The following is a 26,541-nucleotide window of genomic DNA, read 5'->3' as shown; positions in this document are numbered from 1 at the left end:
ACAGCATCTTTAATCGAAGAAACCACCTAAGCGCGCCAGATATCCGACTCTCTTTCAAGAAAATTAATGTGGAGAGGATTTTGAAAAAATATTTATAACAAGAACCCCAGCGCAGATAAGGATCATGCCTGCGATGGCCGGGAAATCAAGCTTTTGCCCACTTACCAACCAGCCCAAAAGGCTGATTAATACGATTCCAGCACCTGACCAAATTGCGTACGCAATACCAGTTGGAATGGTCGACAGCGTCTAGGCAAGAAGAAAGCAGAGCAGTAATACACAATGGTTGCTACAGATAGCCATAGGCGTGTAAATCCGTCAGAGAACTTCATCAGGGTTGTACCGATGACTTCAGCTACAATAGCCCCAGCAAGGAAAACGTATGAATTCAAAATCTGCCCCCATGTGACAATCTAAAGCAACCATCGTATCACAAGGGGTTGGTGAGTTTTAACACAAACCTAACTACTACTCTTCATGGCATGCAGAGGGCTGACAGAAGAGCTACGAGGTCCTCTATGAGTGAGGAGCAGAATTACAGAATAATTCTTCGTTACAGTTGATGACTTAATTTACATAGCAAAATTAATTAGCACGGAATTATTCCCCTATGACACATGATTTTTCTAAAGCTTTCCCCCTCCATCAAACATGCCTTTAAGATATTAATTAGGTTTTTATAGACGGAGGGGTAAGTACGCCGGCTCTACAACACACTTATCTCATTAATCTTTATGAAATAAGTTCAGTTTAATGCAGTAACTAGTTATTTGTTTTATAACTTAATTTAAAGTTAAATCCTTGTGGGGATACGATCATCCCACTATCTTCACTCTCATAGGCGCTCCATGAATGATCATCATGCCGTCGGTTAAAATTTTCCTCTGTGACACTGAACTGATTAATTAACACAGATACATCAGTGTAACTTGAGGTTATTTTTTGCACGATATCAAAAATATTTTTTTCTATTTTAGCACTAAATTTTATATGTGAGATCCCACCTTCAGCTGGATGTTTTAATCTGTGACTGAATACCACGCTTCCCCGTTCAAAGGACTTTAATTCCTTAATAGATTGAAGGGAAAATTCAAAATTGCTTCCTTTAACATAATTTGACAACTCATTAGCTGAATTGTTTGCACCAGCGAGATATAATTGTTTAATCACCGCCCCTCTAATGATTGCTTTAGTAAGATCCTGAGGATTGACTTCTGAAATAATTTTGTTAAATTCATTCCAGTCAGGGTCTCGGAAGTGTATTAGTGCACTTTCAGGATTGTCAAACTGCGGAATAAAAACCCCACCAACCAGACCTATTTTAATTTGACCTGCCGGATTTTTTGTCAAGTTCTCCTTTTGATCCACCCCCTTTGTTATAGCTTTGTGTAAATCTTTTATTTTATTCTGCGTACCTTTACATTCAAGAGCGACAACTCTACCAAAATTATCCAAGCCAATATAGTCAGGGGTTTTACCTTTACCATTTTTAGATTTCTTTAAAAGAAGATGAGTAAGATTCAATGTCTCTAATACATAAATTGCATCTATAAACCCTTGAAAACCTAGAGTATCAATTAATGTAAACGTGGTTGAGCCAACACCTATTTCATCACTTAAGATGGTTTTTTGGTGGGGATCTATGTCTTTCCATTCTTTACGAAGTCGCAAGTCAGTTGAAGTTTTCGAAAAGGCAGGGAAATATCTTAGCCAAGCCCAGAAGTCAGACAAATGAAAACCAGTAAGCTTGGGGGGACGAGTCCACAAAGCGGTATGAATTAGCATGCAATTCACATCGATTTTGTTAACTTTAAGAAGCGGATTATAGTACTGAACTTGACCGTTGGGAAACGAGTTTGAATCAATAGTTACTGTAATATTTTTTTTCACAGAACATCCATTTATAAAAATAGTGATTAGTAGCTAAGCTAAATAACCATATGTCAATTTTTATCTATATTCCAGTTAATATCGCTAAAAACTAGAAAAAATAGGATCAAAAGGTGAGGAATTCTGGCTCTTTTCACCTCATTCAAAGAACATAACTGAGGTCACTAAAAAGAGGTGGTCAAGCCAGAAGTCTACGGCCGCATTGATTCCTCCTTCAACGACTAAAAGGTTATTAGGTTATCGTTGCTCCCATTTGACACAAACCTTACTTGAGCAACTTACCTACCATTTCGCTGCCTGCCACAATCACACCCAGCCCCAGTGCACGGTGCTGTAACCGGAAAATATGTTCCAGTTGACTACCGTGTTGACTCTCCCATATAGCTACATTGTCATGCAGATCCCGGTGGCAAATACGGCACATGGGCATAACGTGGAAATCCCCTGCTTTCATGCCGATACCGCCGAACCCGTGACCAATAAGATGGTGCGGATCGTCTCCCGGCGCACCGCAACCGCAGCACGCCTGTATTTTGACCCAATCAGTGTACACCTGACATTCCCAACGAGGAATTTTCGGACGGCGCATGTACTGCGCTGGCGCGTCAGCATCGACGGTGATGGCCAATACAGGCGCTTCCTCGGCGGCAGTTGTAATTATTGCTAGTGGATCTGGCGGGTGTATTACCAGTTCGCTCTCGCGGTAGACAGGCTTAATTGGCTCAGCTGAAGGCATGCACAGCAACTTACGAATAACTGTGTCAGGGAGGAGACTAGCAACACGTTTCACCAACGCCCAGCACCCCAGGTCACTGATAGTAACGATGTGATGATCGGGGTACCGAAAATGCGAGCGAACTGATTCAAGAATGTATTGCGCCGCATTTTGCCGCGCAACTTTCTCAACCAGTGCCAGAGGCTGGTCCACCAGCACGCGGTCATGATGCCAGCACAGGCAAAGGCCTGAATGCTCGTACTTGGCCGTGGTAAGTTCCGGGTGATGGTATTCATCTGCACCATCGTTCCACTGGCAGACGTTAAACTTTCCGACCCAGCTCTGGACTGAGTCACCAGCGGCGCGCAGCACTTCAGGATTCATCCAGAATGAGGAATATGCGGGATCCGACAGTAATGGCTGCGCTTCCGGCAGTAAACCGGGCTTACGCCCGGCCTCCTTTTCGCCTGCGGGCTCAATGATGATTGGGCCGTAAAACAATCCCATCAGTGACCGACCCGGTCGCACAATTACCAGATCCAATTCGCGAATGATGATGGGGTTAAGTAAGGCTCTCATACTCTGACCCCATCGGAGCATTCCCGTTGTTTATAGACATAACCAATACGTGCCGCTGCGGTGACGCAATCGTCCGGATTCATCTCGATACCGATAAACCCGAACTCTGAGCCCACTGCTGCGCAGCCTGTACTGCCTGATCCCATGAACATATCAAGGATAGTGCCGCCGGGCGGCGTAACCAGACGGCAAACGTACTGCATCAGGGAAAGGGGTTTTACGGTAGGATGCGGATTTTTCGCCCCGGCAGTACGCCCGGCGCCAGCGCGCGGATCGTTTATTCCCACGCTGCCCTCTTTGCGCCCGCCAGTCATATCGCTGGCCGTGACCGGTACAAAGCGTTCCATACCAATATCACGCTCATTTTTGGAAACTTTTGCGCAGTAGAAAAAGCGTGCTGCACTTCCCTGGTCGCCGTGGAAATATGTTTTGACGCGAGCACGCAGACCGTAAACCATACCATCGCCAGCGGCAGAGGGTTCCGTACCCTTGACCGGCGCAGCCGCGCCAGCCTGTGCGGGAAACAGGTTCACCACTTCGTCACTGCCATCATGCAGAATGTTGGCTGGCCATCGCCCACCAGCAGCCGGAATCCATTCGATCCCCTCAGGCAAACTACCATCACGAACATCGGACAGAAGCGCTCCCGCGCCACCAGCCAATGACTCCTCAGTGGAAATGCGACAGGCGCCAATATTCAGCACCCCAACACCATAATTCACGATGTTCTGGACATACGTACCTGAAAGCGGTTTCCGGCACAGGATGAATGGCTCATATGCTGGCTTCAGCGCGGTACCAAAATCAGCCCACTCCGGCGCATCAGTGCCCAACGCCGCGCGAATCGCTTTTGCGATATTCAGTGATTTAGGGAAGCCAGTGCCGTACAGCCACATACCGACATCTTTCACATCAAAGCCTGCCAGGCGCAGCGACAGTGTCATCAGATCCTGCGTGCGGCTTCCGGCAAATACAGCACACCAGGCACCCGGCTTAAGTACCCGTAACGCCTCTTCGAAGATCGCCGGTGACGGCACAAAACTGTCCCACTTTTTACCCATGAAGCTGCCGCCCTTATGGGTGTATTCTTCACCATTCAGCCAGTGAAGCAGCACTTCTTTCAGGGTATTTTTGTCCAGATCGTCGGTCAGACCATAAGGGGCATCGGTAACCAATGCATCGACGGAATCAGCTGGTAGTGTCTTCAGAACGTCTTCACAGCGTCCGGTGTGAATCTGATAGGCCATCAGCAAATTACCTCCGCACCAGCGACTATAGAGCGGCTGCCATCATGTTTCGGTGTAGACAGCAATCCTTTAGCCTCCATTGCCTCAATGAGCCGCGCGGCGCGGTTGTAGCCAATGCGGAACTGACGCTGGATAGCGGATATTGTCGGACGCGCGGTATCCAGGACAAAACGTGCAGCGTCAGTAAACAGTGGATCCTGCCAGTTTCCTTCAGGTTCACTTTCGTTCTCAAATTCATCGAAGGACTGTTTCTTCACTTCTCCACCCAGACACTCCATCAGTTCGGCGATCAAACGTGTCAGGGCATGGGTGAACAGCATTACGTCCGCATCAAAGCGTGCAGCAGCATCTTCGTGGTCACAGTTCTGTTCCAGAAGCTGGTCAGCGTATTTGATACCTGTCAGGCCGAAGTCATCCGAAAGCGTGAAATGGATTTGCTCGTGCCAGTCCAGTTCAAGACGTGTGACCACTTTTCCGGCTGACAGATGGCCGGCTATTTCATCGCTGTTCAGATCCTGTTTTTTGCAGGTGACCTTCCCACCACCTTCCAGCACCGCCTGCAGAACGGCAGACTCTCCCAGCTCAAACGTAAATGGTGCCTTACCAAGTTTCAGCCAGCCCGTCAGAGTCAGTTCAATCGGTGTTTCCATGGTCAGCGGTACAACCGGCAGGCTACCGAGTGTTTTGCGCAGCAACGCCAGCGCATCTTCGGCTTTTTTGGCTGAGGCACTGTCGACAGCAATCAGGCTGCTGCTGGTGTCAATCCAGATCCAGAGATCAGACTGGCGCGTGAATGCGCGCGGTAGCAAAGTGTGCAGCACCTCATCCTTGAGGCTGGCTTTCTCGGCATTCTTGAGGTTCCGGCCCTGCTCGTTTTCCAGCTTCTCGACCTTAGCGGTTAGCTCTTTTCGGATAATTTCGGCGGGCAGTAATTTCTCTTCCCGGCGGCGCGCAAGCAGGATATGACCATTGCAGACATGGAACAGCAGTTCTGCATGGTTGCCCAGCGGCGGCACCCAGCCTGTTTTTGCCTGATCCTGACTGCCACATGGTGTGAAGGCCATAGCCCGGAGTTTTTCCTGCAACGAGTCAGTATCAAATTTAACGTCGCGGTTTAAGCGGTATAACCGCAGGTTCTTCAGATTAAACATTGCTAACCTCATGTTTTGTTGGTTTCAAATGCGCTGGTCAGGCGCGGTTTCTCGTGTTACTTCGTTCGTCTGGTCAGGCCGAACTTATTGCGAATCTCTGTGATGCGTTTTAAACCCTCTTCACGCGACAATGCCGGGCGCGGTTTTTCAGTGAGTACCAGAATCGGCTTGGGGATCGGTTCTCCACGACGGATTTTCTCAGCCATGGTGGTCAGTTCCCGGCGCGCAGCTTCCAGCAATTCTTTCTCAGTCCAGTTGTTGGCCCTCAGACAGCTATACAATGCAGTAACCATCCAGTAGTGCGCCGGGTGCTTCCAGTCATACTCCTCCGGAGAGGACAAATACCCACGCTGGCGACAGTAGTCCCGGACAATCTCGACCAGTTCCTCGTCAGAAGGCAGACCGGCTATCCGCAGACTCCCTTCCCTGCACCAGGCAACAAACTGGCCCGGCGACGGGATCCACGGCGTTTCCTGCTGGCGAGCAATCTGCATTCCAGCGTTCACCTGTGCCATGGTGGTGATCCTGTTTTCGGCAAATGCTAGCATCCAGGTTCGACGAAATTCATCGAGGTCATCCTGAGTTTTGACGTGTGTGTTGAGAGCCGGGAAAGTGGCGCGTAACTGGCGAAACAGGTCGTTGAATATCAGAGCGGCCTGCTCTTCACGCTGGGTATGCTGAGGCGCGCCACTGGCCAGTCGGCTGAGCGCCCTGCCGTCACGGTTCTGTATTGCCTGCATCAGGTCTTTCATCCCAGTACTCCTTCAGCCCAGTCAGTGTTATCCCAGTCGAGGCCGCCGGAACCGGTGCCAACTGATCGGCATCCCATCTGTGCAACAAGGTTGTCCCATTTGCGGCGTAGTCCGGACGGGCTGAGGATGTTGGTGCTCCAGAAATGATGTTTGTTGGCCCAGCGGAACACCTCGCAGACCTGTTTGTGCGTGACGTTTCTGGCATTGCGCAGCAGGCGAATGTCGTTTGCCCACTCAATCCAGTTTGGTTCGCCGAGGGATGCGTTGATGTTGAGCGCTCGCTTAAACACATACGCCGCAGCGACGACATCGTCCTGGTTGCCCCATGAGCGACCACCGGCGGTATAGACCCCGTCGACAGCATCAGGATGGCGTTCAAGAAACCGCTTCGTCTGCTCAGAAATTGTGCGCGGACGATAATTTAAGATCTGTATGTTTAGATCTGTGTATTGATCTGTATAGAGAATAGGAACGGCGACTTCGCCAGACCCAGGGAGCGGCGCTTCCGCCATTCCGGACTGGCGGTTATGCGGTTCCGGTTCGGCGGCTTCGCCATTCCCGTCTGGCGAATCAGGCTCTTTTTTCTCCTCCGGACACGGCGTGGCCGGGAACAGTTTTTCGATAAGAGCGTCACCATCAAGGTGGTAATGTTTGACCTTATCGCCGTTGGCCGTGCGCTTGTTCGCCGTACTGAGAATACCGGCCAGGTAGGCCTTTGATAATTTATCGACGACACGACGAACCTGATCGGAGCTGAGTTCGACCTCCTCTCCCAGTTCTTCATGAGTTTTATAAAACCAGCCGTCGTCACGGGTTGAATGCCCGGACCAGAAGATGATCTGGTTCAGAATTGCCGCAAGCTGATAGGCCTGCTGGTCTCCGGCAAAGAAGCGCAGAAACTGCCTGGGTACAACCAGATTGTTTTTCTGCCCAGTCAGTGACTGAACAATATCGAATATTCGGCTCATAGTTCGCCCTACTGTCCCTTCTCGCAGAAAGGGACAGAGTTACCATTCAATTGCTAACCGAGTGCTGTTGGTCGCAGCACGGTGCCGGTGAAAGCCCGGCACGCTTAGTGTTTTTTATCGCTACCGTTGTTCCGGATAAGCGAATAGTTTGCAGTCAGGCGATCAAGCAGCGCCTGAACAGCTGGCTCTCCACCAGCAGCACGGGCCTGCCGGATAAGCACCTGACGGGCAATTTCGAGAGAACGGGCATTGTTATTCATCTTCTCCACCAGCAAGCCATGAGTGATCGGTTGGAAGTGCCTCGGCTTTAAGCGCGCGGCGGATTTCTTCGGCAAGTTCCGGATCGCAACTGGTCATCTGATAAACCAGGTTCTCCAGTGCCAGGTTCATTACGTCAGACTTATGAGAAACGCCGTGATCCCGGCATTTACGGGCCACGGCATCAACTGCAACCCGACGAGCCGGAGTAACGCGACAGCGCATGTCTTCGGTGCGCATGTCATCCGGGGTTACACCGCGATTACGACGTTGTGGCAGACGTTCAAGAATGGATTTGGTCATGGTTATCTCGTGTATTTGTTTAAGGTTGAAAATGCCCGTGGTCAGCGGACGTGTTTAGGCACCGGAAAAGGACGAGCTTCGGACCCGACCATTTTCCCGTTCTTGTATTCGATAATGGTGATATCTCGGCCAGAGTTAACCGCCTTCTGTACTGCCGATGGCTGGATATTCAATCCTCTGGCAACCCGACTAAGTTCACCATGTTTACTCACCAGATCTTTTAGCGCTGTTTTTTTCATAGGTCCTCCATTCGAAAGACTACATTTTTAGTGCAAATATGACAACACCTAAAATGCATTAAACAAATGTACCAATGGTATAAAATGACTGGATGCAGAAGAAAAAATTAACTTCAGAACAAATTGCTGATGCTGAGAGACTGAAAAGCATCTACGAAGCAAAGAAAAAAAGTCTTGACCTCACAATGCAGAGAATTGCTGATGAGATGGATATCAGCCTTTCTGCCTTGGGGCATTACTTCTATGGCCGTAATTCACTGAATACAAAGGCCGTATCTGCACTGGCTAAGCTTCTTCAAGTTGATGTGTCAGACATCAGCCCCTCACTTGATAAAGAACTCAGACAACAATCTCAATCGCTACAATTGTCTCTTACAGAAACTCAGCTTCAGGAGCGGGTGCCTGTACGTCTGAAGGTCATCACCGACGATGGTAAGGTTTGCACTGAGCCTTTGGGCGGCTATCTACGACTGGACAACTCGCAACTTTCCTCTTTCGGCGTGCAGATTATTGGTACCAAACTATGGCCGCGGGTCAAATCAGGGGAGTTTTTAGTCGTTGAACCGGGAAGAACATGCCAACCGGGTGATGATGTCTATGTTTTACTTCATGGCGAAAACCAGCCACTAATAACTATGTTGATGCTGGACTCTGGTGCCGGTTACACCGTATCTGACTACACTTCTAATCGCCCTTCCATGCTGTATAAGGATAATATCCGTGCTATTTACCCAATTTCAGCAATTGTGAGCCCGGAAAGATTCATTCCAGCAGCCTCAAACTAAACACTGTGATTTTACCCAGTTAGGTTTTTGCTGCGTACTTTGTCACATTTAGCTCCCCGCAATACTCTGTAATTCCTTGTTTTATATGATAAATATGGAGTAATTCCCCACCATTTTAGTCAAACAATTTTCTGACACCATCTTAGAATAAGATTTGGCTTGCATGGAGGTATAACATGTTGATATTGAAAGATTTAAATGATCGTTATCTTATCAGAACTGCTCTTTATGATTCAGCGAAAGGCAGTTGCATCGAAATTATCTGTCACTCTTCAGATCCCGAAAAGCTAGGAACCTTGCTTACTGAAGGACTACGTAAAGCCCTCCAGGGAGCTTCATTCACCAGTAAGCATCTCTCCATATACCCTGTCCTTTAACTATTTTCTTATATTTTTCAATACGATGATTTTATTGAACACTAAATTTGCACTTTTGGTATTGTTTTTATTTTCCTAAAAGTGCAACAATAAAACCAAGGCGAAGGCCCTTGCTCTTTAACAACGTGGACAGGTCAATAGAACTAACAGCCCGAATGGGTTGCTGGTCTGGCACATGCCAGGGTGCTGACAGTACGATAATCCCGGAGGTGGTCCTCCGGGATGTGTTGGCCTAATGTGCAAGTAAGGGGATCACGGCCTTCCCACGTTAACGGAGAAACCGCGCCGGATTACGAAATGCGGTTAATGATCTAGACCACGTAATCAATGAAGACTGTATAATGAATCATTAATTACTTTTAGGAAATTATTATGACAGCAAAAGGATTACCCAAATGCCCTGTAGAAGGTTATTTTACAGTTGATATACTGGGGCAAGGTGGTAACGGAGATGTTACACTCATTGAAAATAAAGAAACATCTGAAAGAGTTGCATTAAAGGTTCTTCGTACTGTTCGCGATGATACATATAATAGATTCAAAAATGAAATAAAAATCGTGACTGAATGTGGTATTGATGGAGTTATGCCTATCATTCAGTATAACTTGCCAGAGAAAACTCAAGATAGCAAGCCTTGGTATACAATGCCACTTGCGATACCTTTTACCGAAGTTATTCAAGAGAAAGATTTTCTTGAAATAGTCACCTTATTCATACCACTAATAGAAACTATAGAGAACCTACATAATAATAACATTTTCCACAGGGATATTAAACCTGAGAATTTCTTGTATTATCAGGATAGAGTTTTTTTAACTGATTTCGGACTGGTGAAATTTCCTGAAAGCCCTCAATTAACACCTGAGAGAAGAGACGTTGGAGCCAAGTTTACCATGGCCCCCGAAATGCGAAGAGAAGCATACAAATCTGAAGGTAGTTCAGCAGATGTTTATTCCTTGGCCAAGTCGCTATGGATTGCCCTAACCAAAACACCTTTAGGCTTTGACGGACAATATGTTAAAGGTAGCGTAATTTCTCTTTCGAATTATGAAAACAATAGCTATTTGACACCGCTTGAAAATCTTCTCCAAAGTGCGACAGATAATTTGCCTTCTAAAAGACCGAGCATCAAGGAGTTCAAACAAAAAATCCTAGAGTGGATTGAACTAAATAGAGACTTTAAAAAGAGAAATCTTACTGAGTGGCTGGAGGTTCAGAATATATTATTTCCTGTAGGTACCCCGAGTCATACAGAATGGTACGATCTAGATAGCATTATACGTGTCCTCAAGTTAATAGCCGTTAGAAAATCTCTTAACCACATGTTTTATCCTAGTGGAGGTGGGAATGACTTGACTGATGTTGCATCTGCTGGAGAGCATGGATTTATGGAATTGCGGATCAGTGATCAATGTGCCGAAATTCTTAAACCTAAAAAACTCTGTTTCGAATCATTTGGGCATGATCCAGAGTGGAATTACTTCTGGCTCGAGGCGGATGAAATTGAACCTACAAATATCACATCACATCTTTCACATGGTAACTTTGATGAATATCTTACTGAACTAAGCCCAGCAGAATATGTCGGCCCTGAAGCATGGGAAATGGGTGAATATAATGAACAACCACTTCCAGAAACTGCACGCAGTATCAGTCGATATATTAAAGGTGCTTTTGTTTTCTTTAGTAAAGCATCAAAATACAATGCCACCTCAAGCACCTATGATGCTTGGCAAAATCAAGGCGAAGAGGATTTTCGGAAATTAATAAAAAGAGCTGCAGAACACTTCAGAAAACAAAAATAACACCTTAGTTATATTTTATAAAAAACAACCAGCCGAAAGATTACATTGGTTGGTTGTTTACCATGCCTAAGATACGTTGTGACATGATTGTAAGTTAACCCATGCAAGATAGTTTATATAAAGTTTTTAAAAGTATTTCTCATTAATTTCAGGCATCCACATCCGATTAGATTAACCAGGGGTAGTTTGTTGGATGCACATGGCTGGAAAGGCAGCGACAGCGCAGTCACGGAATATCCCCTTGCTTTCAAGTTAGGTCTGAAAATCATGACGCAGCACAGCGTCAATACTCACAACAAAGAGGTTAGCACCCTATGAATGGACAAAGCGGGACAACAGGCATGGCAGTATGTGCCGAACCCAAGCGTTCTGTAATCGATGTAAAGGTCAATCAGGTGTGGGATCAGCTTGATAGTCTTCACGGGCGAATCAGCAATTTACATGACCGCTTGATCCCGGTAGTTACGTAGTTACACCCTGCCCGGAAATTAAAGTAAGTGGCGCCAGTGAAGTGAATGAACCACTCTCTCCACTGGCCGATGTTATTCACCGGTTCGGGGCGTCTGTCGCTACTGCCAATACGCGGCTGGACGAGATTATTCGTCAGCTGGAACTCTAACCTGTACATCTCTCGTAAAAGTCCGGAATCTGAATATGCCGGACTTTTGAGGAATCAACATGTCGAAATCCAATCCTGAAAACGAATCACCATCTCCTGAAACGTTGTCGCAAATAAATGAACTGGTATACGAATGGCCAACGCAGGTATTTCAGACGTTGAATAAAGTGATCAATAAAAACGGATACATGGTCTCAATTCGTGAAATCCCAGACTCAATGCTCACCGAAGAGCAGCGTATCCGTAAACAAGAAAATTTCCATCCACTGTAACGTTGAGTTTGATAACCAGCATCTGCCCCTTCGGCGCATTTCTGGATAACTCAGCGTATTCCAGCCTTTGTTCCATATGCCTGTCCCGCAGCGTTCTTTCAGCCCCCACGCTTATTTCAAAAATACCGCACTTAGGGCACTGAACAAGCTTGTAGTTTTCATGATCGGTGAAGGTGAAAGACGCGCCAGTATCACAGAGCGGACACTCGCCAGTTTGTTGTTCTTCCATCGAATTACTCTCGCTTGTTGTGGTGACAGCAAGAGTACCACCTCGCCTGAAGTGGATAAAAGCAGGCACCTCACAAAGAGAAAAGCCCCGGCGACCAAACCGGGGCTATCCCAATCAGCAGCGACCAAACCGCTGATTACACGAGATACCAGACAAGGTTAGCAGTTTGACTGGTATTGCCCCTAACGGAGAGTAAGGAGCAGGAGAAATATACATGAAATCTCAGGTGTTAACAAAATCCATGGCGGCCCGTAACGCCCGTCAAACCATCTTTATCAATGATCCTTTCCGGCCTCACCCACGCTGCCAGGCGCGTTTTAACAAGCATCCGGAGCCTGTAACTGTGATGCCGCCAGATAGTCAGTTGCGCTGGCCGGTACTTTTCGCCGTGGTGCTGTGCGCCTTTGCACTGGCTTTTCTCAACTTCGCAATGCAGATGTAGGTAATTATGCAAGAACCCGTTCATATCATGATCGATAACGAAACGTTATCCGTTCTGCCCAACGCGCATATTGCTCAGGTTGGGTTAGTTCAGTTCGATCCACACACCTTCACCCCGCTCGCTGAGAAAGTTATTAGCATCAGTCATGACCGTCAGCCCGGAACGGTAATTGATGCCAGCACTGTGGCCTGGTGGATGGCGCGGGATAAAGAGACACAACAGTCTGTGTTCTACGGCGACGAGGACCGCATTTCCATTCGTTCGGCATGCTGCGAGTTCTATCGTTTCGTGCTCGACTCCTGTCGCCGGACCTGGCAGGAAGATGAGACGCCGGGCCTCAGTGATTTACATCAGTCAGTGCATATCTGGGCAAAGCCAGCGCGCTTCGATATCCCACAGTGGGAAAACGCCTTCAGGCATGCTGACGTTCAGGTGCCCTGGTTTCGCCGTAATGTGAATGATGTCCAGTCACTGCTTAATGATGCCGAACGCAACGGATTTGTTGCCTCTTCGCTTAAACATCTTTCCACCGGCATTCACATGCCGCTTAACGACTGTCTCTGGCAAATCCGGCTTCTTAAGGCCATTACGGAGTTTAAATCCCGCTAATGACTGACATTACCATCCCACGTCTGGCGATGGTTAACAGCATTACTGACCACGCCATACGGCGTTACACCGAACGGCGGCAATCCCTTCCCTGTTTCATCATCGACGATCTTCTGCAGGCAAAGCCCCTGACCAAGGCAAGACTGCGAAAACTGGGATTGCAGCGACGCCGCGGATATCGGTATCTGCGCACAACTGACCGGCTGTTATTCGTTATCGGCTACAGCCGCGTCATTACCTGTTATTTCGAGAATACGAAGGTTAGCACCTATGAAAACACTGGCTCAAAAGATGAAAGAGCAAGGCAGGATGATCACCGAGCGCGCCGCCAGCGAAGAACGGCGCGGGAACTACAAAACAGCACAGGCATTCTGGCGGAAATCGACTGAGTACCCCTGCTCAGAAGCAAATATGCATTACCGTAACGTTCGCGCTGACATCTGCCAGCGCCGCAGCATGGAGGTATCAGAATGACAGAGAAAACCCTTGCAGCGCTGCTTTGTGAGCGCGTAACCGAGTTCGCTAATTCGCCTAAAGCCGTTGAGATGATCGATAAAGGCATTGAGAGTATGTTCAAAGGCATCGTTGATGATTGCTTTAGTCGCTACGACGGCATGTCCAAGCTGGTCAAAGAGTCCGTTAAAGCTGCGCTCCCGGGCGATATCTCTAATCTCTTCGAACTGAAACGCTACAACGCCATCATTGTTGAGAGTATGAAGCGTCAGTGGGAAAGCGCCGGTCTGGAAGACGATATGAAAGCCCGTCTTGGCACTCTTCTGGATGAAACGCTTAAAGAGCATGACTTCCCACCAGTGATCCTCCTTTCTGACTTTATGGAAGCCTTCATGGATGCCCATCATGAAGAAGCCTTTGAAAATGGCTGGGAAGCACCGAAGGTCATCTACAAAGAAAGCAACCACGTTCAGGGATTTCATCATCTTTTCTTCGACAAGAACCCAGGGGAAAGCAGCAGTTTCCACACGCGTAGCGAGTATGACCTTCAGTATCGTATTGCCATTTCGACAAGGGATGGAGAAGTATTCCGGACCAAGGATCACTGGCAAGGAGATATAGATATTCCGCTCGGACAGGTTTATTCAGCAGTTCTGGACGGGAAACCTGCCAGCAAAGAAATATCCCCTAACCGCTTTGAACGTATGGTTCAGGCTCTTTACTACGGCATGTCCAAAATAGCCATTGACTGCGATCCGGAAGATATCTCTTACCCCTGCCACGATTAACCTGAAGGCTGCTCCTGGCAGCCAATCACGAGATACCCATGACCAACAATACCGAAACTACGGTTGCCAGCGTGCTGGCTACCTCATTGCGCCCTGTTCGCTCCCAGCTCGAGCTGGCCGTCGAACAGACTGCCGGCATTTCCCGGGCATCTGTCGAAAGTGCTCTCGCATTGACTGACCAGTTAGAAGTGCTGGTTATCGAGCAATACAACCTACAGGTTGACGAGTTCAACGCTGTCGTTGAGCAATGCGAAGCACTGGATGACCGAAACACCACGCTGGGACTTCAGGCAACAGGATTCGCTGAAAAGCTGGCTGATATGGAGTTAACAACAAAAGAAGCGCGGGCCGCAGAGGAAATCGCAAAAGCACAGATTGCTGTTCTGCAGGGTGATAAGCGACAGCTGAAGACAGAGAATGATCAGTTCAAGTCGATGAACCCGGAACGCCAGAAAACGCAGATAGTCAGCCTCAAAGAAACCATCGCCAGTAAAACTACGCTTCTCGACCAGCAAAAACAAGAGATGCGGAAGATCCGCGGCGAGCTGGCCACGACGAAAACCAATCTGGCGGTCGCCATCCAGCAGAACGCCGAATTAAGTCTTGAAAACGAAGAGTTGCGGACACGGCTCCAGCGTATTGACGGTGACGTTGAACCTATCTGGTACCCGGCTGCCGACGACAGCGGTCTCCAGTTTTACTTTTACACCTTCGGCTGGCGACTTACGCTGGGATCCACCGACCGGGATCTGCATCTCGACCTGCTTCAGGATATTGACTGGCATATCGAGATTCGGAGCAACTCCGGCATATCAGTTCTGGTATCCGTTACGCAGTGGTGTCGTGCGCGCTATCCAATTCTTGACCAGTTCAAATCAGCCTGGTCCTCTGCTCTGGGGATTGCGTTAAACCGACGGATTATAGAGCTGCTTGGCGATACTCACCCTCACCTGGTTCAGCGTACCGAGTGGGCTATGGCGACTCCACTCAGCAACCTTCCCCTGCAGGACAAGTGGCTTGATCTGCTAAACGCCTCCGGTCTTTACAGCCTGTGGACTGTAGTAAGCCATACCCCGGAAGAACTCTCCAACCTGGTTAAAGGATTCGGTATCGCGACTGCACGTCAGGTGCACGCAGCCTGTATGAACGTCGTTAAAGACTGGCAGGCGGAAAACTGGCCCAAAACCAACGCAGCATAAGAGGAATTATGAGCCTACAACACAAAACTGACGCTGAGTTGATCGAAACAGCGACGAAACTGGCTGGCTACAGCGAAGCAGGCCCGGTGCTTAAAGAACTACTTTCACGCTGGCAGGTACAGCGCCAATTGGCGGATGTTCAACATCAGCAAATGATTAACCTGGCAGCTGAGAGCGAACTGCTCCACCAGCATGCAGTGAAACAATCAGACGCTGTCAGCGAAATCATTACAGTACTGGCGTCCGTTGCACCAAACCTGATGCCTGACCAGCAATTGGAGCTTTCTGCCGGTGCCGAAAAGTTAGTGCCCAGTCTGACTCTCAGCAACACAGTGAGCCAGATTCGTGCCGTTGAAGTTGTTGATCTGCAGGGCGCGCTGGCAACCCAGTTCTCAACATCGACTCGTATTCAGCAAATGGATCAGCTCGATCTGATGGCGTTATCCTGCTGCATCGACTCTGTTATATCCCGCCGCCTGGCAGAATTGCTTTACCTGCCCATTGGACCCGTCCCAGTTGAACGCGATCACATTGGCCGCTGGTCACATCCGGCATCAGCTTTACAACCTGGCTGGGATGAAAGCACCCCACCTGCCGAGATAAATGATTGGTTCAGGTCGCATGGGCTCGAGGTAAAGGTCGTTGACCTGTCAGATCAGGACGATGCCCTTTTCGAACGATGTATGGATGATGTTGCAGCAGTCGAAGAATGGAACCCTATCCCCCCAGAGGGTGAAGACTGGTTCCTGTTCTCCATATTCGACAGCGAAGAAGGTGTCCACGCCGAATTCGTTCATCCAGCAGCGGTGTGACAGTGAAAAGCGGCTGCAAGGGAGCTCGCAGTCGAAACCGGTATGTATGAGACCAACCAGTAGAAAGCGACGGTTTCCTCACTTTTGAATATTATTTCGCCTATCCAGCACCCAAAAACATCACTTAAAATCCAATATTTTCACCATAACCAAAATATTGAACTGGTTAAATACACAATAAGCAGATCAAAAATACACTACACAAGTATTTTTTTGGACTAAAAAACTTAAGTTTCAAAATCGAATGTCGCTTAAAAATTGTAACCATCAATAGAGATAATGGAGTAGGTATGGTTTCCCCGATTACAGGTGGCAGTTACTTCGATTTCAATACGGATTACTCAATCAAACCGTTACCTCCAGGGACAACGGCAAACTCGGGCGAGGTATGTGGACAGACTGGCGTCTGGAAAAGCGAAACTTATAAAGTTGTAACCGGTGTTACAAAAGGAGAAGTAATGCCGCAGTATCAGGGGCGTGATGTGGAATGGGAACTTACCGGACATTCACTTTCCGAACTGGATCAACCGACTGAATAATCTCCTGTCGATGCCTAAATAGCATCATGCGTTTCTGCCAGAGTTATGAGGCATCAGAACGAAAGAATACCAATAAAATAAAATGTAGTCTTTTAGCCCGCTTCTCCGTGCGGGCTCTTTTCCGTTGTTTTCACTATCACAAAGCAGCATTTCACTTTTTCTTAATCCGTCCAACTACTGTCCCGCCCCACCGCCACCAGCCTGATTAAACTCCGCCGGAGAAGACCATATCCGGCGGACTGGGCTTTTGCGCGCGTTCGGCGGGCAAACACGAGATACAGACCATGCCAGATATCGTCTTCAATGAAGAATGGGTAGTTGAAACCCGGCTAAGCGAAAGAACTGGCCTCTCAAAAGGGCAAATTAAAAACTATCGTTTGGGAGTGTGGATCGAGGGTGTTCACTTTAAACATCTGACCGCATTGGGAGAGACCAGCAGCAGCAATGGTGTCCTCTGGTACAACTACCCCCGAATAAACAGGTTCGTTCAGGAGGCGTAATGGATTTCCCGACAGGTGTTGAGTTGCATAATGGGAAAATCAGAATCACATTCACCTATCGCGGCATTCGTTGCCGCGAAGTGTTGCGTGGCTGGCAGGCAACCAACAGTAATCTGAGAAAGGCGGGTAACCTTCGGGCCGTTATTGTCAGCGAAATCCAGTTAGGTCAGTTCGACTACGCACAGCGGTTTCCGGAATCAAAGGCACTCAGTAAGTTTGGCAGTACAAAGCGGATCACAACGTTCAAGGAGTTATGCGATCTGTTTACCGAATCTAAAGCACTTGAGGTATCCGCAGCATCTTTAATCACCATAAAATCCGGCATTAATACCCTTCTGCGGATCGTGGGTGGCAATACCCTCATAGAGAACATCCAGCATGCTGATCTACTAAGATATCGAAAGGAGCTACTGACTGGCCCGGTAGTGAATCCCGGTCTGCCCAATTTGCTAAAACAAGGGCGTTCACCGCTAACCGTAAATGCACGGATGAGCGTGCTGGCTGAGATGCTGAAACTGGCAAACCGGAGCCAGTTTATAACTCATATCCCTTATGAAGGAGTCACGCAGCTCAAAGTTTCAAAAAGAGAACCCGATCCTCTCACTTTGCAGGAATACCAGTCTTTGATTTCTATTCTGCCCCAATATCACGCGCTCATCTGGACGTTCGCTGTACATACCGGCATGAGACATGGCGAATTATGTGCCCTTGCCTGGGACGATATTGACCTCCATAAGGGCGAAATTCACATATCAAGGAATCTGACGAATAAAGGCTTATTTGTCCCGCCTAAAACCGACGCCGGGATCAGGACCATTACGCTTCTGAAACCTGCTCTTGATGCGCTAAAAGAGCAGTTTAAAGTAACCGGTGTATTACCTAAAAAGGAGATCTGCTTTCATCACAGAGAGCACGGGAGAACTGAGCTACAGGAAATCAGATTTGTTTTTGTTCCAAGATCTAACTCCAAAAGAAAGAACGGCTACTTTTGTAAAACATCGATTTCTTATGGATGGCGACGCGGCATCAGGCTCGCTCATATAAGAAACCGGCACGCCTATCAGTCCCGACACACTTATGCCTGCTGGGCACTCTCCGCTGGGGCAAATCCTTCGTTTATTGCCAGTCAGATGGGACACGAAGATGCGCGTATGGTTTACGAAGTCTATTCAAAATGGATTGGTGATATGAACCAGGATCAAGTCAGTATGCTAAATAATCGTATGCCAACAGCGTTGCCCCCAGGGCGCCCCAAAGGGGCACAAATACTGAGAAAAGTCGTTTAGTTTTAGCGAGATGTGAACGAAATCTATAGATTTTCCCGATTTATTGATCTGGCAGGAGGTTCTCCCCTGTTTCAATCCACATTATTGGGTTACTCTTTTAGTTACAAACTGCGGTGACAGTTGTAAGGAGACCCTGTATGGCTATGTATCAAAATATGCTGGTGGTCATCGATCCGAACCAGGACGATCAACCTGCATTACGGCGAGCTGTTTATTTGCATCAACGGATTGGTGGCAAAATTAAAGCCTTTCTGCCGATCTATGACTTTTCTTATGAGATGACCACCCTGCTGTCGCCAGATGAGCGTACGGCAATGCGTCAGGGTGTCATCAGTCAGCGAACAGCATGGATACGTGAACAAGCGAAATACTATATTGATGCAGGTATTCCTCTTGATATTAAAGTGGTCTGGCACAACCGTCCCTTCGAAGCCATCATCCAGGAAGTCATCAGTGCTAAGCACGACCTGGTCCTTAAAATGGCGCACCAGCACGACCGCCTGGAAGCGGTGATTTTCACCCCGACCGACTGGCATTTATTGCGTAAGTGCCCAAGCCCGGTGTGGATGGTCAAAGACCAGCCGTGGCCGGAAGGCGGGAAAGCGCTGGTTGCGGTCAACCTCGCCAGTGAAGAGGCTTATCACAACGCGCTCAACGAAAAACTGGTCAAAGAGACGATACTACTCGCAGAGCAGGTCAACCATACCGAAGTCCACCTGGTCGGTGCCTACCCTGTTACCCCTATCAACATCGCCATTGAACTACCTGAATTTGATCCGAGTGTTTATAACGACGCAATCCGTGGACAGCACCTGCTGGCCATGAAGGCGCTGCGCCAGAAATTCAGCATTGATGAGAAAGTCACACACGTTGAAAAAGGACTGCCTGAAGAGGTCATTCCTGATTTAGCGGAGCATTTACAGGCAGGTATCGTGGTACTGGGTACCGTTGGGCGTACCGGTATTTCAGCTGCTTTCCTGGGAAACACGGCGGAACAGGTCATCGACCATCTACGTTGCGATCTACTGGTCATTAAACCCGATCAGTACCAGACGCCGGTCGAACTTGACGACGAAGAAGACGATTAACCACGCAGTAACATGCCGGATGGCGATGTCATCCGGCATCCTAAGCGCTTAGTGCTTAGTGCTTATCCTCACCACCCAGGAAATAGATCCCAAGCGGGATCGCCAGCAGAATAGTAAACACCATACTGTAGACGCAAATCATTGCCGATTGAATGGCATACATTGATGCTGTCCAGTCAGAAAGCGGAATATTGTACTGTTCAATTACCCCACCGATAGTGGCTCGTGTGACCACCGATGCTGCGATGATAAACACCCCAAGCAGACACAACAGAAATTTTCTTCCCTTCGCTGTCTTCAGCTTAGCCATGATCATAGTCTCGTCCTTTCTTGTGCAGATGAAAACCTTGTTACTTTGCGATAACAATACCATGACATCAACTAACTGTCTGCTACATAAACTGCTTACGGGCTTGACATCAACGTTATTCAACTGAAAATATCGCTGATTATATTATTTCTATCTCCTCATGATGAATGATATGACAGCCTGTTGCGGGTAAAATACCTGATAATCAGGATATCAGATGATATTTTGCTAACACGGAGTAGCCAGGGAGAATCATGATCGCTGAATTGTTTATGAGTAATGCCTTTAATCTGACGGTCATTCTCAGCTGCTGTGCAGCATTAGTACTGATGAGCGTCTGGTTTCATCGTAGTGAAAAACACTGCAAAGGGTTCATATTCCACGCGGCGCAGTTTTTCGTCTACGCCGTTATTATCGGTACGTTTGGCAGCATCGCCAATAACGTTATCGACAGCTATAAGCTTGCATTTATCTCGCCCAGCGTGGTCGACTTTCTCTGTACCTCATTGATTGCGTTGATTTTGACCACAAAACTCTTTCTGGTTATTAACCAGTTTGAGAAAACGCAGATCAACAAAGGCCGGGACATCACCAGCGCCCGGATCCTGTCGCGTATTATTAAAATTACAATCGTGGTCGCCATTATTTTGCTGTACGGCGAACATTTCGGCATGAGTCTGTCTGGCCTGTTAACCTTTGGCGGCATCGGTGGTATTGCTGTTGGTATGGCGGGGAAAGATATTCTGAGCAATTTCTTCTCAGGCATCATGCTGTATTTCGACAGGCCGTTCAGCATCGGTGACTGGATCCGCTCCCCGGACAGAAATATCGAAGGTACGGTGACCGAAATTGGTTGGCGTATGACCAAAATAAATACCTTCGATCATCGTCCGCTGTATGTGCCCAACTCCATTTTCTCATCAATTAGCGTAGAAAATCCGGGCAGGATGAGCAATCGACGGATAAAAACGGTGATCGGGTTACGTTATGAAGATGCCGATAAAATAAGTACAATCGTCGATGCAGTCAGACAGATGCTACAAAATCATCCTGGAATTGACCAGAAGCAGACCCTGCTGGTCTATTTTAATGAGTTTGCCGATTCTTCGCTGAATATCATGGTCTACTGCTTCACCAAAACAACCGTCTGGCAGGAGTGGCTTGCTGTACAGCAGGATGTTTACTTAAAAATAATCACCCTGGTTCAGGAAAACGGCGCTGACTTTGCCTTCCCCAGCCAGACGCTTTATATGGAAGACGCCGCCACACAAGCGCCTGCAAATTAAAATGATGATACGGGTCCTGCGCCAAATTTATTCAGAGATCAGGCGACAATCTCAATTAAATTTCCATCAGGATCCTGTATCACAGCTTCGTAATATCCGTCGCCGGTGGTGCGTGGACCAGAGACTAAAATCCCCTGCTCTTTGGCGCGCATCGCCATTGAATTGACGTTATCAGCCCCATCAACTGCAATCGCCAGATGTATCCATCCGGTGGTGTTATTGTCAGGCACCACCTGAGACAGCCCTGGTTTGGTCATTAATTCAATCGCAATATCCTCGCCGATTTTGACAAAGTAGGATTCAAAACCAGGATTGGTTTTACTGCAGTATTTTTCATTAATCTCGCCGCCAAAAAATGTGATCCAGAAATGGGCCTGTCGCTCGAGATCCTGTGTCCACAGCGCCATATGAGCAATCTTCATCACCAACCTCTCTCGTTTATCCGTACTCGTACGATCCCGTTAAGGGATGTTGACATCGCCAGTCATAATGCACGATTATGCTTATTATTGCTCGGTGTTTATTTATACTAGGAGTTTTCATGCTCGATTATGCTGCATTCCCGGAACAGCGCCAGTCGCTGATTTATCAGATCCTGCAGGAAAACGGCAGAGTTATCTGTTCCGAGCTTGCCAGCAGACTGGGCGTGTCAGAACACACTATTCGCCGGGATTTACATGAACTGAGTAAAGAAGGCGTATGCAAAAAAGTATATGGCGGAGCCGTCATTTCTTTGCCGGAATCTGAAGATATTACGCTTCGAAAAACGAAAGATACGGCAAAAAAAAACAGCATCGCGCAACGGTGTGCCCGGCTGGTCAAATCCGGCAGCTGTATTTTTATCGATACCGGTACAACCAATTTAGCAATGGCAGAAGCATTGCCTGCCGAACTGGCCTTAACCGTCGTGACCAATTCTCCGGAAATAGCCGCTGTTCTGCTCAAAAAACCGTTGTACGACGTCATTATTCTCGGCGGCCAGGTACAGAGATCGTCCGGCGGCAGTGTGGGTACCGCAGCGATATCCCAGGTGAAGGGAATCTTATTTGACCAGGGATTTATTGGTGGCTGCGCGATGGCACCGGAATCAGGATTAACCGGGTTTGACTACGCCGACTGTGAGTTCAAGAAAGCAGTAATTAAGCAGTGCAATGAAACCATTGTCGCGCTGACGTCAGATAAGATCCCCGCAGTGGCCCGCTATGTGGTCGCCCAGAGTAGTGAGATTGATGTGATAGTGGTAGAGGAAAATAGTAGCAAACAGTACGACACCGCCTTTCAGGAGCACGACATCCGTATTTATACCGTGTAAAACCTCTTCCCTTTTTGCTCGTATGTTCGGGAAATAACTTACGCCACTTCCCGAACGCTTTGCGCTATTTCAGCGCCTCGATGGGCGCGCCGAAGTTGATATGTAGCACGTTGCCGTCGATCACCAGTGCAGGAACGGACTTCACGCCAGCCAATTCAGCCTCCGCCACCTGCAAAGCTGATTTGTCGGGAACATCAGCCGCCGGAAGAATAAGAAAACGGGCTGGCGCGAAAATCCCCACCAGCCCTACAGAAATTAATGCTTCACAATATACATGCTGCGACTGTATGCCACATCTTCAGGGTTGGTAATCGGATACCCTTTCAGCCATGGCTTAATTAAACGACCGTTGGTGTACTGATAAATCGGTGCAATAGGTGCCTGCTCCATCAGAATTTTTTCTGCCGCGTTATAGTCCGCATTTCGTGCTTTTTCAGTATTTTCCATTGTGGCCTGGGTCAGCACTTTATCGTACACCGGATTATTAAACCGCGAAATATTGCCCGTGTGGGTCGAGGTTAATAACGACAAGAACGTAGACGGTTCATTGTAATCGCCCACCCAGGAGGCGCGGATAACATCGAAATTGCCGGTGTTGCGGCTATCGATATAGGTTTTCCATTCCTGGTTTTGTAACTTCACATCAACGCCCAGATTTTTCTTCCACATAGACGCGACGGCGATGGCAATCTTCTGATGGTTTTCGGAGGTATTGTACAGCAGCGTCAGATTCAGCGGTTTTTGTGGTCCATAACCCGCCGCACGCAGCAACGTTTTCGCCTGCGCGTTCAGCTCTTCCTGACTCATTTGCTCGAACGGTGAAGGTTCAGGCGTAAATCCCGCCGTGACGTCCGGCGTAAAATGCCAGGCCGGTTTTTCGCCGGTCCCGAGGACTTTTTCCGCCATCAAACGACGATCGATAGTCATGCTGAGCGCCAGACGCACGCGTGAATCGGCCGTCGGGCCTTTCTGAGTATTAAACGCATAATAATAGGTGCCGAGCTGCGGCGGTGTATAAACTTGTCCGGGAATTTCCTTCAACAGTTTCTGGTACATGTTTTTCGGGAAGGATTCCGTAATATCAATATCACCGGCCAGATAACGTTTTGTTGCCGCAGATTCCTGGTTAATCGGCAGGAAGGTTACTTTTTGCAGCACGGTTTTTGCGTTGTCCCAATAATGCGTATTTGGTACCACCACCAATTTTTCATTAACCACGCGATCTTTTAATACATAAGCGCCGTTACCGATTAAATTACCCGGTCTCGTCCACTCTTTACCGCTCTCGACGTTGGCTTTTTGTACCGGATAGAACGCAAAGTTAGCCGTTAAATTCGCAAACCAGGGCAACGGTTTATCCAGTTGAACCTTCAGGGTACGCGCATCGACCGCACTAACGCCCAGCTTATCCGGCGTAGCTTTACCATCGATAATCGCCTGCGCATTGTTGATCCCGGCTAGCGCCGCAAACCAGGCAAACGGGGATAGTGTTTTCGGATCCACCAGACGCTGCCAGCTATAGACAAAATCCTGAGCCGTCACCGGCGTACCGTCGGCCCATTTTGCGTTATCACGCAGCGTAAATGTCCAGATGCGGTTATCGTTACTCTTCCATTGAGTGGCAACGCCAGGAACGATTTCGCCCTTCTCGTTCTGGTTAACCAGCCCTTCAAATAAATCACGAATAACCTGAATCTCGGGCAGCCCGACGGCCTTGGCCGGATCGAGCGAGGCCGGTTCATCTTTAATATGACGCACCAGTTCTTGTTTCTCTGCCAGTACCGTACCGCTGGGTACATCTGCAGCATGGGACAAGGAAATGCTGCTAACCAACAGCGCACAACAGGTTACTGAAACAGAATGCCTCATAAGATACCCTCAAATCTGGCTATTAAGTGAATGTGTAATTATTTGTATCGCCAGCAGGAATTGCAATTAACTTCCGACAAGAAAGTGATATTACACCTGAAAAGATAAGTGTGTGAAAACGATTTGATTATCCATACATTTTGCACAACACTGCGAGTAACAATTCTTGCATTCAGAGATAACTATGACCGTTACCCGTCCCCGCGCCGAGCGTGGCGCATTTCCGCCAGGAACCGAACATTACGGACGTTCATTGTTAGGCGCCCCGCTAATCTGGTTTCCTGCGCCAGCAGTCGATCGAGAAAGCGGCCTGATACTGGCGGGTACCCACGGTGACGAAAACTCATCAATTGTGACGCTATCCTGCGCCCTGCGTACGCTTAACCCTTCCCTGCGACGTCACCACGTTATCCTGGCGGTAAATCCAGACGGGTGTCAGCTTGGCCTGCGCGCCAATGCTAACGGTGTTGATCTCAACCGTAATTTCCCGGCAGCGAACTGGAAGGCAGGGGAAACAGTCTATCGCTGGAACAGTAGCGCGGAAGAGCGCGATGTGGTTTTGCTGACCGGTGAGCATCCAGGATCGGAACCAGAAACCCAGGCGCTGTGTCAGCTTATTCACCGCATTCACCCCGCCTGGGTGGTTTCTTTTCACGACCCGCTGGCCTGTATTGAAGATCCGAGGCACAGCGAGCTGGGCGAGTGGCTGGCGCGGGGATTTGAACTCCCCCTCGTAACCAGCGTGGGTTATGAAACGCCGGGGTCCTTCGGTAGCTGGTGTGCCGATCTGAACTTACACTGCATTACCGCAGAGTTCCCCCCCATCTCTTCTGATGAAGCCAGCGAAAAATACCTGCTGGCGATGTCCAATTTGCTGCGCTGGCACCCTAAAGATGGAGCTGCCCGGTCGTAAAATACAAGGCAGGCTGTGCGTCGTTTGCCAGCCAGGTCGGACCGTCCAGATCGGCAAAACTCACCTGCGGCGTAAGCGGCAAGGCGGCGTTAATAGCGCGGGATGTGCACAGCATGCATCCCAGCATTAAAGCAAATCCCTGTTCGCGTGCTTCGGTCGCCAGCGCCAGCGCTTCCGTCAGGCCGCCGGTTTTATCCAGCTTAATGTTCACCATCTCATAGCGTCCGTGCAGCGCTTTCAGACTGCTGCGGGTATGGCAGCTCTCATCGGCACAGATGGGCAACGGGTGCACAAAATTCTCCAGCGCGGCATCATCCTGAGCGGGCAGCGGTTGCTCCAGCATGGCAACGCCTAAATCAGCCAATAGCTGACAGCGCGCAGCCAGACCTTCGGCACGCCAGGATTCATTGGCATCAACAATCAGCGTGGCATCAGGAACAGCCGCACGGATGGCGACCATTCGTTCACTAATCAGGCGGGCATCCAGTTTGACTTTCAGCAGCGTAGCCCCGTTCTCCCACAGCGCGGCAGCGCTTGCTGCCATTTGTTCCGGCGTGCCGATCACCACCGTCTGGGCCGTCGTCACCGTCGCACTTAGCTCGACACCAATCAACCCGGCCAGCGTTTTCTGCTGCTGCCGAGTGCTTAAATCCCACAGTGCGCAGTCAACGGCATTACGCGCGGCACCGGCGGGCAGCAGCTTTTGTAATTCTTCGCGAGTCAGCCCGTTTTCCAGCTGCGGGGCGATACTCATAATTTGCGCCAGTACCGAAGCATCGCTTTCGCCATAGCGAGGATACGGCGTGCACTCGCCGATCCCCTTCACGCCATCTTCTTCCAGTTCGACCACCACCACGTGCGCTTCGGTCCTGCTCCCACGGGCAATTACAAAGGGAGTGTGTAACGGCCAGGCTTCCTCATATACCTTAACTGTTCTCATTTATT

Annotated in this window: 30 protein-coding genes and 3 pseudogenes; 17 read left to right on the top strand and 16 right to left on the bottom strand. The window is 48.6% G+C overall.

The genetic code is table 11. The features are described from left to right. Positions 1-63: 63 nt before the first annotated feature. The 11 genes and pseudogenes from JQ822_RS06015 to JQ822_RS05970 form a co-directional block, all read right to left on the bottom strand. A pseudogene (locus JQ822_RS06015) lies at positions 64-392 on the bottom strand (EmrE family multidrug efflux SMR transporter). A gap of 370 nt (positions 393-762) precedes the next feature. Beyond that, positions 763-1,890 carry a hypothetical protein gene (locus JQ822_RS06010; RefSeq protein ID WP_213132670.1) on the bottom strand — a complete coding sequence of 376 codons (1,128 nt, stop codon included), beginning with the start codon at positions 1,888-1,890 and terminating at the stop codon, positions 763-765. Between the two features lie 265 nt (positions 1,891-2,155). After that, on the bottom strand, positions 2,156-3,184 hold the full coding sequence (locus JQ822_RS06005; protein ID WP_213132669.1) for a DUF968 domain-containing protein: 1,029 nt from the start codon (positions 3,182-3,184) through the stop codon (positions 2,156-2,158). Next, positions 3,181-4,431 (bottom strand): DNA methyltransferase, encoded by a 1,251-nt coding sequence (locus tag JQ822_RS06000; protein WP_213132668.1) that lies wholly within the window; start codon positions 4,429-4,431, stop codon positions 3,181-3,183. Before JQ822_RS06000 ends, JQ822_RS06005 begins: the two co-directional genes overlap by 4 nt. After that, positions 4,431-4,709 (bottom strand): DNA translocase FtsK, encoded by a 279-nt coding sequence (locus JQ822_RS24330; protein WP_244848796.1) that lies wholly within the window; start codon positions 4,707-4,709, stop codon positions 4,431-4,433. Before JQ822_RS24330 ends, JQ822_RS06000 begins: the two co-directional genes overlap by 1 nt. Then, positions 4,683-5,582: pseudogene (gene rdgC / locus JQ822_RS05995) on the bottom strand (recombination-associated protein RdgC); the annotation flags it as partial. The pseudogene rdgC and the gene JQ822_RS24330, both read right to left, overlap by 27 nt. Before the next feature lie 56 nt (positions 5,583-5,638). Further along, complete coding sequence (locus tag JQ822_RS05990) at positions 5,639-6,334, bottom strand: replication protein P (RefSeq protein WP_213132666.1); 696 nt, start codon at positions 6,332-6,334, stop codon at positions 5,639-5,641. Then, positions 6,331-7,302 (bottom strand): replication protein 15, encoded by a 972-nt coding sequence (locus tag JQ822_RS05985; protein WP_213132665.1) that lies wholly within the window; start codon positions 7,300-7,302, stop codon positions 6,331-6,333. The genes JQ822_RS05990 and JQ822_RS05985 overlap by 4 nt, the downstream gene beginning before the upstream one ends. A 104-nt stretch (positions 7,303-7,406) precedes the next feature. Next, entirely contained in the window at positions 7,407-7,562 is a 156-nt protein-coding gene (locus JQ822_RS05980) for a hypothetical protein (protein WP_155269015.1), read from the bottom strand. Further along, the gene (locus tag JQ822_RS05975; protein WP_043016513.1) at positions 7,555-7,863 is read right to left on the bottom strand and encodes a hypothetical protein; all 309 of its coding nucleotides are present in this window, start codon (positions 7,861-7,863) and stop codon (positions 7,555-7,557) included. Before JQ822_RS05975 ends, JQ822_RS05980 begins: the two co-directional genes overlap by 8 nt. A gap of 41 nt (positions 7,864-7,904) precedes the next feature. Continuing rightward, positions 7,905-8,102, bottom strand: a complete 198-nt coding sequence (locus tag JQ822_RS05970; protein WP_213132664.1) for a Cro/CI family transcriptional regulator — start codon at positions 8,100-8,102, stop codon at positions 7,905-7,907. Between the two features lie 92 nt (positions 8,103-8,194). On the opposite strand from JQ822_RS05970, the gene JQ822_RS05965 reads away from it, so the two are divergent. The 14 genes from JQ822_RS05965 to uspE all read left to right on the top strand — a co-directional run bounded on the left by JQ822_RS05965 (position 8,195) and on the right by uspE (position 19,906). Further along, on the top strand, positions 8,195-8,887 hold the full coding sequence (locus tag JQ822_RS05965; RefSeq protein WP_213132663.1) for a helix-turn-helix domain-containing protein: 693 nt from the start codon (positions 8,195-8,197) through the stop codon (positions 8,885-8,887). 749 nt (positions 8,888-9,636) lie between these two features. Then, entirely contained in the window at positions 9,637-11,070 is a 1,434-nt protein-coding gene (locus tag JQ822_RS05960; protein WP_213132662.1) for a protein kinase domain-containing protein, read from the top strand. 678 nt (positions 11,071-11,748) lie between these two features. After that, positions 11,749-11,961 (top strand): hypothetical protein, encoded by a 213-nt coding sequence (locus tag JQ822_RS05955; RefSeq protein ID WP_137367639.1) that lies wholly within the window; start codon positions 11,749-11,751, stop codon positions 11,959-11,961. Positions 11,962-12,404: 443 nt separating this feature from the next. Further along, positions 12,405-12,632 carry a hypothetical protein gene (locus tag JQ822_RS05950; RefSeq protein ID WP_043016517.1) on the top strand — a complete coding sequence of 76 codons (228 nt, stop codon included), beginning with the start codon at positions 12,405-12,407 and terminating at the stop codon, positions 12,630-12,632. Positions 12,633-12,638: 6 nt separating this feature from the next. Next, positions 12,639-13,241, top strand: a complete 603-nt coding sequence (locus JQ822_RS05945) for a 3'-5' exonuclease (RefSeq protein WP_213132661.1) — start codon at positions 12,639-12,641, stop codon at positions 13,239-13,241. Next, on the top strand, positions 13,241-13,630 hold the full coding sequence (locus tag JQ822_RS24325; RefSeq protein ID WP_226792320.1) for a hypothetical protein: 390 nt from the start codon (positions 13,241-13,243) through the stop codon (positions 13,628-13,630). Before JQ822_RS05945 ends, JQ822_RS24325 begins: the two co-directional genes overlap by 1 nt. Further along, the gene (locus JQ822_RS24605) at positions 13,551-13,715 is read left to right on the top strand and encodes an ANR family transcriptional regulator (protein ID WP_446715005.1); all 165 of its coding nucleotides are present in this window, start codon (positions 13,551-13,553) and stop codon (positions 13,713-13,715) included. The genes JQ822_RS24325 and JQ822_RS24605 overlap by 80 nt, the downstream gene beginning before the upstream one ends. Beyond that, complete coding sequence (locus tag JQ822_RS05935) at positions 13,712-14,482, top strand: hypothetical protein (protein ID WP_213132659.1); 771 nt, start codon at positions 13,712-13,714, stop codon at positions 14,480-14,482. Before JQ822_RS24605 ends, JQ822_RS05935 begins: the two co-directional genes overlap by 4 nt. A gap of 38 nt (positions 14,483-14,520) precedes the next feature. Then, positions 14,521-15,681, top strand: a complete 1,161-nt coding sequence (locus JQ822_RS05930; protein WP_213132658.1) for a hypothetical protein — start codon at positions 14,521-14,523, stop codon at positions 15,679-15,681. Between the two features lie 8 nt (positions 15,682-15,689). After that, complete coding sequence (locus JQ822_RS05925) at positions 15,690-16,493, top strand: hypothetical protein (RefSeq protein WP_213132657.1); 804 nt, start codon at positions 15,690-15,692, stop codon at positions 16,491-16,493. Between the two features lie 290 nt (positions 16,494-16,783). After that, on the top strand, positions 16,784-17,032 hold the full coding sequence (locus JQ822_RS05920) for a hypothetical protein (RefSeq protein ID WP_138828463.1): 249 nt from the start codon (positions 16,784-16,786) through the stop codon (positions 17,030-17,032). Positions 17,033-17,316: 284 nt separating this feature from the next. Beyond that, positions 17,317-17,532 (top strand): excisionase family protein, encoded by a 216-nt coding sequence (gene xisR, locus JQ822_RS05915; RefSeq protein WP_213132656.1) that lies wholly within the window; start codon positions 17,317-17,319, stop codon positions 17,530-17,532. Then, positions 17,532-18,818, top strand: coding sequence for a site-specific integrase (locus JQ822_RS05910; RefSeq protein WP_213132655.1), 1,287 nt, complete (start codon positions 17,532-17,534; stop codon positions 18,816-18,818). Before xisR ends, JQ822_RS05910 begins: the two co-directional genes overlap by 1 nt. A 137-nt stretch (positions 18,819-18,955) precedes the next feature. Beyond that, positions 18,956-19,906: a universal stress protein UspE gene (uspE, locus tag JQ822_RS05905; RefSeq protein WP_213132654.1), complete on the top strand. Its 951-nt coding sequence runs from the start codon at positions 18,956-18,958 to the stop codon at positions 19,904-19,906. 55 nt (positions 19,907-19,961) lie between these two features. Here uspE and JQ822_RS05900 read toward each other — a convergent pair whose 3' ends face one another. Continuing rightward, positions 19,962-20,222: a DUF2534 family protein gene (locus JQ822_RS05900; protein WP_135321944.1), complete on the bottom strand. Its 261-nt coding sequence runs from the start codon at positions 20,220-20,222 to the stop codon at positions 19,962-19,964. A 248-nt stretch (positions 20,223-20,470) separates the two neighbouring features. Between JQ822_RS05900 and JQ822_RS05895 the strand changes: the two genes are divergently transcribed. Next, complete coding sequence (locus JQ822_RS05895; RefSeq protein WP_213132653.1) at positions 20,471-21,502, top strand: mechanosensitive ion channel family protein; 1,032 nt, start codon at positions 20,471-20,473, stop codon at positions 21,500-21,502. Between the two features lie 38 nt (positions 21,503-21,540). On the opposite strand, the gene JQ822_RS05890 is transcribed toward JQ822_RS05895, so the two are convergent. Then, a complete protein-coding gene (locus JQ822_RS05890) occupies positions 21,541-21,924 on the bottom strand; it encodes a VOC family protein (protein WP_213132980.1) in 384 nt (127 codons plus the stop codon). 119 nt (positions 21,925-22,043) lie between these two features. Between JQ822_RS05890 and JQ822_RS05885 the strand changes: the two genes are divergently transcribed. Further along, positions 22,044-22,814, top strand: a complete 771-nt coding sequence (locus JQ822_RS05885; protein WP_213132652.1) for a DeoR/GlpR family DNA-binding transcription regulator — start codon at positions 22,044-22,046, stop codon at positions 22,812-22,814. A 64-nt stretch (positions 22,815-22,878) separates the two neighbouring features. Here the strand turns inward: JQ822_RS05885 and JQ822_RS24540 are convergent. Then, positions 22,879-22,983: pseudogene (locus JQ822_RS24540) on the bottom strand (thioredoxin family protein); the annotation flags it as partial. An 86-nt stretch (positions 22,984-23,069) separates the two neighbouring features. Further along, on the bottom strand, positions 23,070-24,683 hold the full coding sequence (mppA, locus tag JQ822_RS05875; RefSeq protein ID WP_213132651.1) for a murein tripeptide ABC transporter substrate-binding protein MppA: 1,614 nt from the start codon (positions 24,681-24,683) through the stop codon (positions 23,070-23,072). Between the two features lie 184 nt (positions 24,684-24,867). On the opposite strand from mppA, the gene mpaA reads away from it, so the two are divergent. Further along, complete coding sequence (gene mpaA / locus JQ822_RS05870) at positions 24,868-25,596, top strand: murein tripeptide amidase MpaA (RefSeq protein ID WP_213132650.1); 729 nt, start codon at positions 24,868-24,870, stop codon at positions 25,594-25,596. On the opposite strand, the gene ycjG is transcribed toward mpaA, so the two are convergent. Beyond that, the gene (gene ycjG, locus JQ822_RS05865; protein WP_213132649.1) at positions 25,571-26,536 is read right to left on the bottom strand and encodes an L-Ala-D/L-Glu epimerase; all 966 of its coding nucleotides are present in this window, start codon (positions 26,534-26,536) and stop codon (positions 25,571-25,573) included. The genes mpaA and ycjG overlap by 26 nt on opposite strands. Positions 26,537-26,541: the final 5 nt, after the last annotated feature.

Origin of the sequence: Citrobacter sp. FP75 (genome assembly GCF_018342065.1) — a bacterium.
Taxonomy (GTDB): Bacteria; Pseudomonadota; Gammaproteobacteria; order Enterobacterales; family Enterobacteriaceae; genus Citrobacter.
This window is presented reverse-complemented; position numbering and strand designations above follow the sequence as displayed.

Bases quoted from the DNA above. Each gene is read 5' to 3' on its own strand.
- JQ822_RS06005 (WP_213132669.1), bottom strand. From the start codon at position 3,184: ATGAGAGCCTTACTTAACCCCATCATCATTCGCGAATTGGATCTGGTA.
- JQ822_RS06000 (WP_213132668.1), bottom strand. From the start codon at position 4,431: ATGGCCTATCAGATTCACACCGGACGCTGTGAAGACGTTCTGAAGACA.
- JQ822_RS24330 (WP_244848796.1), bottom strand. From the start codon at position 4,709: ATGGAGTGTCTGGGTGGAGAAGTGAAGAAACAGTCCTTCGATGAATTT.
- JQ822_RS05990 (WP_213132666.1), bottom strand. From the start codon at position 6,334: ATGAAAGACCTGATGCAGGCAATACAGAACCGTGACGGCAGGGCGCTC.
- JQ822_RS05985 (WP_213132665.1), bottom strand. From the start codon at position 7,302: ATGAGCCGAATATTCGATATTGTTCAGTCACTGACTGGGCAGAAAAAC.
- JQ822_RS05980 (WP_155269015.1), bottom strand. From the start codon at position 7,562: ATGAATAACAATGCCCGTTCTCTCGAAATTGCCCGTCAGGTGCTTATC.
- JQ822_RS05975 (WP_043016513.1), bottom strand. From the start codon at position 7,863: ATGACCAAATCCATTCTTGAACGTCTGCCACAACGTCGTAATCGCGGT.
- JQ822_RS05970 (WP_213132664.1), bottom strand. From the start codon at position 8,102: ATGAAAAAAACAGCGCTAAAAGATCTGGTGAGTAAACATGGTGAACTT.
- JQ822_RS05965 (WP_213132663.1), top strand. From the start codon at position 8,195: ATGCAGAAGAAAAAATTAACTTCAGAACAAATTGCTGATGCTGAGAGA.
- JQ822_RS05960 (WP_213132662.1), top strand. From the start codon at position 9,637: ATGACAGCAAAAGGATTACCCAAATGCCCTGTAGAAGGTTATTTTACA.
- JQ822_RS05955 (WP_137367639.1), top strand. From the start codon at position 11,749: ATGTCGAAATCCAATCCTGAAAACGAATCACCATCTCCTGAAACGTTG.
- JQ822_RS05950 (WP_043016517.1), top strand. From the start codon at position 12,405: ATGAAATCTCAGGTGTTAACAAAATCCATGGCGGCCCGTAACGCCCGT.
- JQ822_RS05945 (WP_213132661.1), top strand. From the start codon at position 12,639: ATGCAAGAACCCGTTCATATCATGATCGATAACGAAACGTTATCCGTT.
- JQ822_RS24325 (WP_226792320.1), top strand. From the start codon at position 13,241: ATGACTGACATTACCATCCCACGTCTGGCGATGGTTAACAGCATTACT.
- JQ822_RS24605 (WP_446715005.1), top strand. From the start codon at position 13,551: ATGATCACCGAGCGCGCCGCCAGCGAAGAACGGCGCGGGAACTACAAA.
- JQ822_RS05935 (WP_213132659.1), top strand. From the start codon at position 13,712: ATGACAGAGAAAACCCTTGCAGCGCTGCTTTGTGAGCGCGTAACCGAG.
- JQ822_RS05930 (WP_213132658.1), top strand. From the start codon at position 14,521: ATGACCAACAATACCGAAACTACGGTTGCCAGCGTGCTGGCTACCTCA.
- JQ822_RS05925 (WP_213132657.1), top strand. From the start codon at position 15,690: ATGAGCCTACAACACAAAACTGACGCTGAGTTGATCGAAACAGCGACG.
- JQ822_RS05920 (WP_138828463.1), top strand. From the start codon at position 16,784: ATGGTTTCCCCGATTACAGGTGGCAGTTACTTCGATTTCAATACGGAT.
- xisR (WP_213132656.1), top strand. From the start codon at position 17,317: ATGCCAGATATCGTCTTCAATGAAGAATGGGTAGTTGAAACCCGGCTA.
- JQ822_RS05910 (WP_213132655.1), top strand. From the start codon at position 17,532: ATGGATTTCCCGACAGGTGTTGAGTTGCATAATGGGAAAATCAGAATC.
- uspE (WP_213132654.1), top strand. From the start codon at position 18,956: ATGGCTATGTATCAAAATATGCTGGTGGTCATCGATCCGAACCAGGAC.
- JQ822_RS05900 (WP_135321944.1), bottom strand. From the start codon at position 20,222: ATGATCATGGCTAAGCTGAAGACAGCGAAGGGAAGAAAATTTCTGTTG.
- JQ822_RS05895 (WP_213132653.1), top strand. From the start codon at position 20,471: ATGATCGCTGAATTGTTTATGAGTAATGCCTTTAATCTGACGGTCATT.
- JQ822_RS05890 (WP_213132980.1), bottom strand. From the start codon at position 21,924: ATGAAGATTGCTCATATGGCGCTGTGGACACAGGATCTCGAGCGACAG.
- JQ822_RS05885 (WP_213132652.1), top strand. From the start codon at position 22,044: ATGCTCGATTATGCTGCATTCCCGGAACAGCGCCAGTCGCTGATTTAT.
- mppA (WP_213132651.1), bottom strand. From the start codon at position 24,683: ATGAGGCATTCTGTTTCAGTAACCTGTTGTGCGCTGTTGGTTAGCAGC.
- mpaA (WP_213132650.1), top strand. From the start codon at position 24,868: ATGACCGTTACCCGTCCCCGCGCCGAGCGTGGCGCATTTCCGCCAGGA.
- ycjG (WP_213132649.1), bottom strand. From the start codon at position 26,536: ATGAGAACAGTTAAGGTATATGAGGAAGCCTGGCCGTTACACACTCCC.